This window comes from Pseudomonas sp. ChxA (genome assembly GCF_030263855.1).
In the GTDB taxonomy this organism is placed as follows: Bacteria; Pseudomonadota; Gammaproteobacteria; order Pseudomonadales; family Pseudomonadaceae; genus Aquipseudomonas; species Aquipseudomonas fluorescens_CB.
Window position 1 is genome coordinate 125,000 of sequence record NZ_JARPMK010000001.1, and the last position, 11,445, is coordinate 136,444.

General features: G+C 61.0%; 9 protein-coding genes. All 9 read left to right on the forward strand.

The window, feature by feature from the left end; genetic code table 11:
* Window positions 1-195: 195 nt before the first annotated feature.
* The 9 genes from P5706_RS00500 to P5706_RS00540 all read left to right on the forward strand — a co-directional run bounded on the left by P5706_RS00500 (window position 196) and on the right by P5706_RS00540 (window position 11,440).
* Window positions 196-1,554: a TolC family outer membrane protein gene (locus P5706_RS00500; RefSeq protein WP_200431237.1), complete on the forward strand. Its 1,359-nt coding sequence runs from the start codon at window positions 196-198 to the stop codon at window positions 1,552-1,554.
* A gap of 41 nt (window positions 1,555-1,595) precedes the next feature.
* Window positions 1,596-3,752, forward strand: a complete 2,157-nt coding sequence (locus P5706_RS00505) for a type I secretion system permease/ATPase (RefSeq protein ID WP_200431236.1) — start codon at window positions 1,596-1,598, stop codon at window positions 3,750-3,752.
* Entirely contained in the window at window positions 3,742-5,106 is a 1,365-nt protein-coding gene (locus P5706_RS00510; RefSeq protein ID WP_056858083.1) for an HlyD family type I secretion periplasmic adaptor subunit, read from the forward strand. Before P5706_RS00505 ends, P5706_RS00510 begins: the two co-directional genes overlap by 11 nt.
* A 213-nt stretch (window positions 5,107-5,319) precedes the next feature.
* Window positions 5,320-6,213, forward strand: coding sequence for a TauD/TfdA dioxygenase family protein (locus P5706_RS00515; protein ID WP_285678294.1), 894 nt, complete (start codon window positions 5,320-5,322; stop codon window positions 6,211-6,213).
* 20 nt (window positions 6,214-6,233) lie between these two features.
* On the forward strand, window positions 6,234-7,085 hold the full coding sequence (locus P5706_RS00520) for an ABC transporter ATP-binding protein (RefSeq protein WP_285678295.1): 852 nt from the start codon (window positions 6,234-6,236) through the stop codon (window positions 7,083-7,085).
* A gap of 11 nt (window positions 7,086-7,096) precedes the next feature.
* Window positions 7,097-7,945: an ABC transporter permease gene (locus P5706_RS00525; RefSeq protein ID WP_285678296.1), complete on the forward strand. Its 849-nt coding sequence runs from the start codon at window positions 7,097-7,099 to the stop codon at window positions 7,943-7,945.
* 99 nt (window positions 7,946-8,044) lie between these two features.
* Window positions 8,045-8,671 (forward strand): TonB family protein, encoded by a 627-nt coding sequence (locus P5706_RS00530; RefSeq protein WP_285678297.1) that lies wholly within the window; start codon window positions 8,045-8,047, stop codon window positions 8,669-8,671.
* 52 nt (window positions 8,672-8,723) lie between these two features.
* Complete coding sequence (locus tag P5706_RS00535; RefSeq protein WP_017136615.1) at window positions 8,724-9,644, forward strand: LysR family transcriptional regulator; 921 nt, start codon at window positions 8,724-8,726, stop codon at window positions 9,642-9,644.
* 260 nt (window positions 9,645-9,904) lie between these two features.
* Window positions 9,905-11,440 (forward strand): MFS transporter, encoded by a 1,536-nt coding sequence (locus P5706_RS00540; RefSeq protein WP_285678298.1) that lies wholly within the window; start codon window positions 9,905-9,907, stop codon window positions 11,438-11,440.
* Window positions 11,441-11,445 lie beyond the last annotated feature (5 nt).

An 11,445-nucleotide genomic window follows, 5' to 3' on the forward strand; every position in this document is an offset into this window, starting at 1 on the left:
ATTGACCTTCTGGTCGCCATCCTAAACAATTGGCCCCGTAATGTCACATTGATATTTATGCGGCGAACCGTCCTACATGTGTGAAGCAGTTCCGCTTTTTGAACTTTCCGACGTACGGTCATTACGGTAGCCATTATCCGACGCAGCGAGGCCAATCGCTGTGATTTGAGACAAGAAGTCCTGGGGAAATTTTTAATGCGTCTGCACCTGTTCAAGGCAATACCGTTCGTACTCGCCGCCGGTTTCGTACAAGCCCAAACATTGCCCCAGGCCATGCAGCAGGCGCTGGATGTGCATCCGGAAATCCAAGCCGGTGTGAACAGCCGTATTGCCGCCGATTACCAATTGCGCGCCGCTCAAGGTGGTTACTTGCCGCGCGTTGACCTGAACGCCGGTTACGGTCGTGAAGGCACCGACAACTCCACCACCCGGGCCGCCAACGGCCCAAACGGCAACCACTGGGACACGCTCAACCGCGGCGAGTCCAGCCTGCGCCTGCAACAGATGATTTTTGACGGCTTCGCCACTTCCAGCGAAGTCGGGCGTCAACAAGCCAACGTCAACTCCCGCGCTTATTCCTTGCTCGGCACCTCCGAACGCACCGGTTTGACCGTCGCCCAGGTTTACCTGGACGTGTTGACCCGCCGCGAATTCGTGCGCCTGGCCGAAGAGAACCTGCGCAACCACGAACGCATCTACGACCAGATCAAATTGCGCACCCAGCGCGGTGTCGGCAACGGCGCCGACCAGGACCAGGCCGAAGCGCGTCTGGCCCAGGCTCGCAACAACCTGATCACTGAGCAGACCAACCTGGCCGACTCACAGGTCAACTACCTCAGCGCCGTCGGCCAGATGCCCGACCAGCTTGAGCGCCCAGCGCCGTTCATGGCCATGCTGCCGGCCGACCTGAATGAAGCCCGTCGCCAGATGCTCGACAACAGCCCGATCCTGCGTTCGGCCGAGTCGGATATCTCCGCCGCCGAGAGCCAGTACGAAGCTGCCAAGTCGACCTTCTACCCGCGCTTTGATGCCGAGCTTGGTACCAACGCCGACAACAACGTGGCCGGCGACGCCAGCCACAGCAATGGTTGGGAAGCCATGGTGCGCATGCGCTTCAACCTGTTTGCCGGCGGCAGCAACAAGGCCGACCTGCAGTCCAAGTCGTATCAGGCCAGCCAAGCCCTGGATATCCGCAACAACGCCTTGCGCCAACTCAATGAAGAACTGGGCCTGGCCTGGAACGCCTTGAACAACGCCAACGCGCAGTTGCCGGTTGCCCAGCAATACGTCGACCACAGCACACGCGTGCGCACGTCTTACCAGCAGCAGTTCAGCCTCGGCCAACGAACCCTGCTCGATTTGCTCGACAGCGAGAACGAATTGTTCACCGCTTCCCGTCGTCTGGAAGAGATCAAGAACATTCAGTTATTTACTCAATATCGAATCAAGGCGACCATGGGCGAATTGCTCAAAAGCCAGGGAGTGGTCGCACCGATGGCGTCCGTCGTACAGAACGACGTGAAACCTAAAGTCCAACTGCCTGGGATGAATTGAGTCACCCCAATAGCCCCATCTGTTAGTCGAGAGTGCACCGCGTGGAATCCGAAGTCAGTCGAGTTCATCTCAGTCATGATCCACGCACGCTGCACGACGACCCGTTACTGGACGGGTTGTTGGCGCTCTGTGCCCTGCATCAAAAGCCCGCCAGCGCGGCCATGCTCACCACCGGTTTGCCGCTGCCGTCGCAACGCCTGAGTGCCGAGTTGCTGCCACGTGCAGCCGCGCGTGCCGGGCTGCAAGGGCGGGTGTTGCAGCGCAAGCTGGAGCAGATCCCGACGATTGCACTGCCGGCGCTGCTGTTGCTCAAGGACGGTCGCAGCACCGTGCTGGTGGGTTGGCAAGGTGAAGACCAAGCACGCATCCTGCTCAGCGAAAGCGACGGCGGTGAAGTGCTGATCAAACGTGAGCTGCTGGCCGACGACTACATCGGCAAAGTCTTCTTCGCCCAGCCGCAGCACAAATTCGACGTCAACCACGGCACCCTGATTCCTCGGGCGCGCTCGTGGTTTCGCGACACGCTCAAACGTTCGCGCTGGCTTTATACCGACGCCATTGCCGCGAGCTTTCTGATCAATATCATCGCCATGGCCGCGCCGCTGTTTGTGATGAACGTGTACGACCGTGTCGTGCCAAACCAGGCCACCGCGACCCTCTGGGTGCTGGCCGTGGGTATTTGCGGCGCCTACCTGTTCGATCTGGTGCTCAAAAGCCTGCGCAGTTTGTGCCTGGACCTGGCCGGCAAAAAAACCGACCTGATCATCTCGGCCACGCTGTTCGAGCGCATTGTGGGCATGTCCATGAAGTACCGCCCGGCACGGGTTGGCAGCTTCGCGCAGAATATCCATGAGTTTCAGAGCCTGCGTGATTTTCTCGCATCCTTGACCCTCACCAGCCTGATCGACCTGCCGTTTACTTTGCTGATTTTCCTGGTGATCGCCATCCTGGGCGGGCACCTGGTGTGGATCCCGGTGTTGGCGTTCCCGCTGGCATTGGGCATCGGTTATGCCCTGCAAAAACCGCTGGTGGCGACCATGGAACGGACCATGGCCCTGGCCGCCGAGCGTCAGTCGAGCCTGATTGAAACCCTCGCCGGGCTCGATGCGGTCAAGGTCAACAACGCCGAGAGCGAGCGCCAGTACGGCTGGGAGCAGACCATCGGCACCCTCAGCCGCCTTGAGCTGCGCGTGAAGTTGCTGTCGGGCCTGTCGATGAACATGACCTTGCTCATCCAGCAACTGGCTGGCGTGATCATGATCGTGTTCGGCGTGTACCAGATCATCGACGGCAACCTCAGCATGGGCGGCCTGATTGCCTGCTACATGCTCAGCGGCCGCGCCCTGAGCCCGCTGGCCTCGCTGTCGGGCCTGCTGACCCGTTACCAGCAAGCCAAGGTCACCATGACCTCGGTGGACCAGATGATGGAGCTGCCCCAGGAGCGCAATTTCGAAGAGCGCCCCATGAGCCGTCGCACTCTGCAAGGCGCCATCGAGTGCCGTGGCCTGAACTTCACCTATCCGAACCAGCAGAATGCCGCGCTGAAAAACATCAACCTGGTGATCAAGCCGGGCGAAAAAATCGGCATCATCGGCCGCAGTGGCTCGGGCAAAAGCTCCCTGGCCAAGCTGATTGTCGGCCTGTACCAGCCCGACTCCGGCGCCTTGCTGGTGGACGGGGTGGACGTGCGCCAGATCGACGTGAGCGAGCTGCGCCACAACATCGGCTACGTCGCTCAGGACATTCAATTGCTGGCCGGCACCCTGCGCGACAACTTGGTGTCCGGTGCGCGCTATGTAGAAGACGAAATGGTCCTGCAAGCCGCGGAATTGGCCGGCGTACACGAATTCGCACGCTTGCACCCACAAGGTTATGAACTGCAAGTGGGCGAGCGTGGGCAGAACCTGTCCGGCGGCCAGCGCCAGAACGTCGCCCTGGCCCGCGCGCTGCTGCTCAACCCGCCCATCCTGCTGCTGGACGAACCCACCAGCGCCATGGACAACACCGGTGAAGAACGCTTGAAACAACGCCTGCAAGCCGTGGTGCAAAGCAAGACCGTGGTGCTGGTGACGCACCGTGCCTCACTGCTCTCGCTGGTGGACCGCCTGTTGGTGGTCGACCGTGGGCAGATCCTCGCAGACGGCCCGAAAGCCGTGGTTATGGAAGCGTTGAAAAAGGGGCAGATCAGTGTTGCTTAACTCCATTAAAAGCGCGGTCGGCCGCTATTTCAAAGGCACCGACTCGCTGCAGGGCCAGCCTCTGCCTGAGGTCAACAAAGCGCTGATCGAAGATGCGCCGCGGGTTATCCGCCTGACCATCTGGGCCATCATCGCGTTCTTCGTGTTCCTGGTGACCTGGGCCGGATTTTCCAGCATCGATGAAGTCACCCGTGGCGACGGCAAGGCGATTCCGTCGTCCAAGCTGCAAAAAATCCAGAACCTGGAAGGCGGTATCGTCTCCGAGCTGTATGTGAAGGAAGGCCAGATCGTCGAAGCCGGCGCGCCGTTGATTCGCCTCGACGACACCCGGTTTGTCTCCAATGCTGGCGAAACCGAGGCGTTGCGCCTGGCCATGCAACTGCGCGTCGAGCGCCTGAGTGCGCAGGTGGATGACCGCCCGCTGAACATCCCGGATGACGTGCTCAAAGCCGCGCCCAGCCAAGCCGCCAACGAGCGCTCGCTGTATGAAAGCCGCCGTCAGCAATTAAAAGACGAAGTCGGTGGTTTGCAGGAGCAACTGGTTCAGCGCCAGCAGGAACTGCGCGAATTCACCTCCAAGCAAGGCCAGTACCGCAGCCAGTTGTCCCTGCAACGCCAGGAAATCAACATGTCCGAGCCGTTGGTGGCCCAGGGCGCGGTATCGCCGGTGGAAGTGCTGCGCCTCAAGCGTGCCGAGATGGAAACCCGTGGTCAGTTGGACGCCACCACCCTGGCGATCCCGCGCGCCGAGTCGGCGATCAAGGAAGTGCAGCGCAAGATCGACGAAACCCGTGGCAAATTCCGCAGCGAAGCCCTGACCCAGCTCAACGAAGCCCGCACCGAGCTGAACAAAGCCGAGTCCACCGGCCGTGCCCTGGAAGACCGCGTCAGCCGTACCCTGGTCACCTCGCCGGTGCGCGGCATCGTCAAGCAGTTGCTGGTCAACACCGTCGGTGGCGTGATCCAGCCGGGCAGCGACATGGTCGAAATCGTGCCGCTCAATGACACCCTGCTGGTAGAGGCCAAGATCCGCCCGCAAGACATCGCCTTCCTGCATCCCGGCCAAGAAGCTATCGTCAAGTTCACTGCCTATGACTACACCATCTATGGCGGCCTCAAGGCCAAGCTTGAGCGCATCGGTGCCGACACCATCACCGATGAAGACAAGAAAACCACCTACTACATGATCACCCTGCGCACCGACCGCAGCCACCTGGGCACTGATGAGAAGCCGTTGCTGATCATCCCGGGCATGGTGGCCTCGGTGGACATCATCACCGGCAAGAAAAGCATCCTCAGCTACCTGCTCAAGCCGATCATCAAGGCGCGGGCCGAGGCGTTGCACGAGCGCTGATCTTCGGTGCCTGTTGTGGCCTCATCGCAGGCAAGCCAGCTCCCACATTTGAATGTGTTCACACAACAAAATGTGGGAGCTGGCTTGCCTGCGACAGCGCCATCCGCTTCATCGCAAATCCAACCCTAAAGCATATCGATATTCGCTAACGGTATTTAAGCTTCCATTCTTATACCTATAAATTCACTCCCCTGTCCGACCGGGAGTGCCCTCATGTCCGCCACCTCTACTGTTCCAACAGCGACCCCAACCGCCCAATCCTTCGAGATTCGCCCACTGCCCGGCAGCGTCGGCGCCGAGGTCATCGGCCTGGACTTGTCCCGCCCGGTCAACGACACAGACTTCGCGCGCATCCACCGCGCGCACCTGGATCACCACGTCGTAGTGTTCCGCGACCAACGCATCACCCCCAAACAACAGATCGCCTTCAGCCGCCGTTTTGGTGTGCTGCAGATCCATGTGCTCAAGCAGTTCCTGCTGGCCGACCACCCGGAAATCCTGATCGTCTCCAACATCATCGAGAACGGCCAATCCATCGGCCTGGGTGACGCGGGCAAGTTCTGGCACTCAGACCTCTCCTATAAAGAGCTACCAAGCCTGGGCTCGATGCTGCACGCTCAGGAACTGCCCTCCGAAGGCGGCGACACCCTGTTCGCCGACATGCACAAAGCCTGGGATCAACTGCCCGAGCACCTGCGCAAAGCCGTGGAAGGCCGCAGCGCCGCGCACTCCTACACGGCGCGCTACAGCGAGACCAAATTCGAAGGCAACTGGCGCCCAACCCTCACGCCCGAACAGTTGGCTCAGGTGGCGGAAGTGGTCCACCCGATTGTGCGCACCCACCCGGAAAACGGTCGCAAAGCCCTGTTCGTCAGCGAAGGTTTCACCACCCGCATCGTCGGCCTGCCGGAAGACGAAAGCCGCGACCTGCTGGCCCAGCTCTACGCCCACAGCGTGCTGCCGCAGAACATTTACCGCCACCAGTGGCAGCCCCACGACATGGTGTTCTGGGACAACCGCTCGCTGATCCACCTGGCTGCCGGTTGCCCGAGCCACCTGCGCCGCAAACTGTTTCGCACCACCATCCAGGGCGATGCGCCTTTCTGATTCCCGGCAAGAGAGTTGACATGAACGCGCCCCTGCAAGGCCACGCGGCCAGCACCCTGAGTACCGCCAAACCGCTGTTGGCGGTGGACAACGTCAGCCTCGAATACCGCACGCCCGAGCGTGTGGTGCGGGCCACGCACCAGGTCAGTTTCGAAATCGACCCGGCCGACCGTTACGTGCTGCTCGGCCCTTCCGGGTGCGGCAAATCCACCTTGCTCAAGTCCATCGCCGGGTTTATCAAACCCTGTGAAGGCGAGATTCGCCTATTGGGGCAAAAGGTCGACGAGCCTGGGCCGGATCGCATCGTGGTGTTCCAGGAATTCGACCAACTGCCGCCGTGGAAAACCGTCAAACAGAACGTGATGTTCCCGCTGTTGGCTTCCAAGACCATCAAGCGCCGCGAAGCCGAAGAACGCGCGCTGCACTACCTGGAAAAAGTCGGCCTCAGTGCCTTTGCCGACGCCTACCCGCACACCCTGTCCGGCGGCATGAAAGCCCGTGTGGCCATCGCCCGCGCGCTGGCCATGCAACCGAAAATCCTGCTGATGGACGAACCCTTCGCCGCCCTCGATGCCCTGACCCGGCGCAAGATGCAGGAAGAATTACTGCTGTTGTGGGAAGAGGTGCGCTTCACCCTGTTGTTCGTCACCCATTCCATCGAGGAAGCACTGGTGGTGGGCAACCGCATCCTGTTGTTGTCGCCGCATCCTGGGCGCGTGCGGGCAGAAATCCACAGCCATCAATACGACCTGCACAGCCTCGGCGGTGTGGAATTCCAGGCGTCGGCGCGGCGTATTCATCGCCTGCTGTTCGATGAAGCGCCCGAGGCCGAACGTGAGTTGGGTTTCGCCGATATCCGCATTGCTTACTAAGGGGCCGAACCATGCGCCAGGAATTTGAAGTCACCCTCGAACCACTGCTCAGCGTCCCTGTAGAGCGCGAACTGCCCCTGCGCCAACGCCTGTGGCAGCAAGGCTGGCTGCGCAAGGGCTTGATCCTGATCGTGCTCGCGATCCTCTGGGAGGCGGTCGCCCGCTACCAGAACAACGACCTGCTGCTGCCGAGCTTTTTTCAGACCTCGCAGGCACTGTTCGACGGCCTGCTCAGCGGCGAACTGTTGAGCAAGGTCTGGATCTCGCTGGCAGTGCTGATCAAGGGTTATCTGATCGGCATTGTGTTGGCGTTTGCGTTGACCACCTTGGCCGTGTCCACGCAATTGGGCCGCGACCTGCTCAGCACGCTGACCTCAATGTTCAACCCGCTGCCGGCGATTGCCCTGCTGCCGCTGGCGCTGCTGTGGTTTGGCCTGGGGCAGAACAGCCTGATCTTTGTGCTGGTGCATTCGGTGCTGTGGGCGTTGGCGTTGAACACCTATTCAGGGTTTCTCGGCGTGTCCGAAACCCTGCGCATGGCCGGTCGCAACTACGGCCTCAAGGGCATGCGGTTTGTGTTGTTCATCCTGATTCCGGCGGCACTGCCGTCGATCCTCGCCGGCCTTAAAATCGGCTGGGCCTTTGCCTGGCGCACACTGATCGCCGCTGAACTGGTGTTCGGCGCTACCAGCGGTAAAGGCGGGTTGGGTTGGTACATCTTCCAGAACCGCAACGAGCTGTACACCGACAAAGTGTTTGCCGGCCTGGCCGTGGTGATCCTCATCGGCCTGCTGGTGGAAAACCTGGTGTTTGATACCTTCGAGCGGCTCACCGTAAAGCGCTGGGGCATGCAGCGTTAAATAGGAACGATTGCTCTTTGTCGGGTGTGAACCCGATAATGCCGGCCGAACCTGACGTCGCCCTGGCGTCAGGCATTCCCGGTAGAAGGATTTACGGCGATGCGGTTTTTTGTCTTGGTGACGGCTTTGTTTTTGTCGGCGTGGGCTTTTGCTCAGTTCACCCCGCAAGCGGTGTCGATGCCCAAGCCGACCTACCCATCCAACCTGATTGGCATCCAGGGGCATGCTCGCATCAGCCTGAAGATTCACAACGACGGCTCGGTCAGCGATGTCAAAGCGCTCAGTGCTACTAAGCCGGCTTTTGGCGAAGCCGCCGTAGCCGCAGCCACACTGTGGCGCTTCAAACCCTGGGAGGTGAGCGCAGACCAACCCGCCCATGTCGTGGCGCAAAACGACATGGTCTTCACGCCTACACAGTCCAGGGAAGAAAGCGTCCAGCTGAGATTCACCCAAACCACCTATCAATCCTGCAGCGCCTTGAACGAAGAAGTCAGCCAGTTCCAGCGTGAGCATCCCAACCGTCCTTTGATCGACATGAAGAGCTTTGCCATTACCCGAGTCGCGGTGATGTTTCCGGCATTGAGCGGCAAAAAGGACTACTACGAGGGGCTGTCCAAGGCGGACGACTTCGAAAAAGCCCTGCCGGATATCGTGCGCAAGTGCCAGGCCAACCCCAAAGCCGCTTTCGTCGACTTCCTGCCGCGCGGCACCAAGCTCTACCTGTAAAGCCTGCTAGGATTGCGTGCAATTCACTCCCCACTGCTCTTGAGTGCTTGGCATGCAACTACCGGACATGAACCTGCTCGTCGCCCTCGACGCCTTGCTCGACGAGGGCAGTGTGGTCGGCGCAGCGCGGCGGATGAACCTCAGCCCGGCGGCTATGAGCCGCACGCTCACGCGGATTCGCGAGGCGGTGGGCGACCCGATCCTGGTGCGTGCCGGTCGCGGCCTGGTGCCGACGCCCAAGGCTTTGCAGCTGCAAGGCCAGGTGCGCAACGTGGTAGAGCAGGCGGCGTTGCTGTTTCGCTCGGCGGACCAGGTAGACCTCAGCACCTTGCGCCGCCGCTTCAGCGTGAGGGCCAACGACTTTTTTGTCGGCGTGTACGGCGGTCGGCTGTTCGACACCATGGAGCGCATGGCACCGCTGTGCGAGCTGTGCTTTGTGCCCGAAGGGGATACCGACGACGACGCGCTGCGCGAAGGGCGCCTGGACCTGCGCGTGAGCAATACGCTGCCGGCCAGCCCGGAGGTGAAGGTACAGAATTTGTTTTCCACCACCTTCGTCGGTTTGGCGCGGCAAGATCACCCGCTGTTCGACGAAGAAATCACCGCCGCACGGTTTGCCAGTTATTCCCATATCAGCATTTCGCGACGCGGCATTGCCCGTGGGCCGATTGACACTGCGCTGAATGCCCAAGGCCTGGAGCGCCGCGTGGCCATGATCGCCCCAGGCTTTCACGGCGCGATGTTCATGCTGCCCGACTCCGATCTACTGCTGCCGGTGCCAAAGGAAGCCTTGCTGAGCGCCAACCGACTGAACCTGCCACTGCGCGCCTTCCCGCTGCCTATCTCCTTGCCGACGTTGGTATTGGCCCAATCCTGGCACCCACGCTTCGACAAAGACCCGGCCCATAAATGGCTGCGCGAGACCATGCGCGAGAGCTGCCATGCCACCTGGCTCGAAGCCCAGCCCAGCTGAAGTGCACTCGATCAATGTGGGAGCTGGCTTGCCTGCGATGGCGGTCTGACTGTGTAGGGATTCATTGCCTGACCCACCGCTTACACAACTTTTAAAGGCAGCCAATTACCCTCGCCACAACAACCCGCTTGCCACAGACTTCATGTTTACCCTCTTAGGATTGCGCCTGACGCAATTATAAGCTTCCAACAAGTAACTTTTTTGTCATGTATGCGCCCCCTTAAACTGCTCGGGTATTTTTAATTCCGAGTTGCGCGTTCATGACATCCCTCGCTGCCCCCGCTCTCCAGGCTGCAGCCAAATCTACTGCCCTGAGCCCACCTGTGTTCGGCCCGCGCATCATCATCGGCTTGGTCGGTGTGTTGTTGGCGGTGCTGGTCTCTGGTCTCAATGAGATGGTCACCAAGGTAGCCCTCGCCGATATTCGCGGTGCGCTGTTCATCGGCTTTGACGAAGGCACCTGGCTGGTTGCGGCCTACACGGCCACCTCCGTGGCGGCCATGGCCTTTGCGCCGTGGTGTTCGGTGACGTTTTCGCTGCGCCGATTCACCCTGTGCGCCATCGGCCTGTTTACCGTACTGGGCATCCTGTGCCCGTTTGCGCCGAACTACGAAAGCCTGCTGGTGCTGCGCACCGTTCAAGGCCTGGCCGGCGGTGCGCTGCCGCCCATGCTGATGACCGTGGCGCTGCGTTTCCTGCCGGCCCACGTCAAGCTCTACGGCCTGGCCGGTTACGCGCTCACCGCCACGTTTGGCCCGAGCCTGGGCACCCCGCTGGCGGCGTTATGGACCGAATACGTCGGCTGGCAATGGGCGTTCTGGCAAATCGTCGGGCCGTGCCTGCTGGCGATGGTCGCGGTGGCCTACGGCTTGCCGCAAGACCCGCTGCGCCTGGAGCGCTTCAAGCAGTTCAACTGGCGCGGCCTGCTGCTGGGTTTTCCGGCGATCTGCATGCTGGTGATCGGCCTGTTGCAGGGCAATCGACTGGACTGGTTCGAATCCGGCCTGATCACCTTTTTGCTGATCGGCGGCGGCGTATTGCTGGTGCTGTTCATGCTCAATGAATGGTCGCACCCCGTGCCGTTTTTCAAGTTGCAGATGCTCGGCCTGCGCAACCTGGCGTTCGCCCTGATCGTACTGGCGGGTGTGCTGATGGTGCTGACCTCGGTGATCATCATCCCCTCGAGTTTTCTCGCCCAGGTGCAGGGTTACCGACCACTGCAAACCGCGCCGGTGATGCTGTTGATGGCGCTGCCCCAATTGATCGCGCTGCCGCTGGTGGCGGCGCTGTGCAACCTGCGTTGGGTCGACTGCCGCTGGGTGCTGGGGATTGGTTTGAGCATGCTGGTGCTGTGCTGCATCGGCAGTTCGCACCTCACCTCGGCGTGGATACGCGACGATTTTTATGGCTGGTACCTGCTGCAGATTTTCGGTCAACCCATGGCCGTATTGCCGCTGCTGATGCTCTCTACCGGCAGCATCCAGCCGATGGACGGGCCGTTCGCCTCGGCCTGGTTCAACACCGTCAAAGGCCTCGCGGCGGTGATCGCCACGGCCGTGCTGGACACGCTGACCACCCAGCGTGAGCACTTCCATTCGACCCTGTTGGTGGACCACCTGGGCAACTCGCCCCTGGCCGACGGCGACGCGCCGGGCCTGGCGCAGCGCCTGCACCAGCAGGCGGTAGTGCTGACTTCTTCGGACCTCTATTACGTCATGGCCGGTGTCGCGGTGGCGTTGATCCTGCTGATTTTCTGGATGCCCACGCGGATCTTTCCGCCTCGCGCACCGACCTAGCCCCA

Bases quoted from the DNA above. Each gene is read 5' to 3' on its own strand.
- P5706_RS00500 (WP_200431237.1), top strand. From the start codon at position 196: ATGCGTCTGCACCTGTTCAAGGCAATACCGTTCGTACTCGCCGCCGGT.
- P5706_RS00515 (WP_285678294.1), top strand. From the start codon at position 5,320: ATGTCCGCCACCTCTACTGTTCCAACAGCGACCCCAACCGCCCAATCC.
- P5706_RS00520 (WP_285678295.1), top strand. From the start codon at position 6,234: ATGAACGCGCCCCTGCAAGGCCACGCGGCCAGCACCCTGAGTACCGCC.
- P5706_RS00525 (WP_285678296.1), top strand. From the start codon at position 7,097: ATGCGCCAGGAATTTGAAGTCACCCTCGAACCACTGCTCAGCGTCCCT.
- P5706_RS00530 (WP_285678297.1), top strand. From the start codon at position 8,045: ATGCGGTTTTTTGTCTTGGTGACGGCTTTGTTTTTGTCGGCGTGGGCT.
- P5706_RS00535 (WP_017136615.1), top strand. From the start codon at position 8,724: ATGCAACTACCGGACATGAACCTGCTCGTCGCCCTCGACGCCTTGCTC.
- P5706_RS00540 (WP_285678298.1), top strand. From the start codon at position 9,905: ATGACATCCCTCGCTGCCCCCGCTCTCCAGGCTGCAGCCAAATCTACT.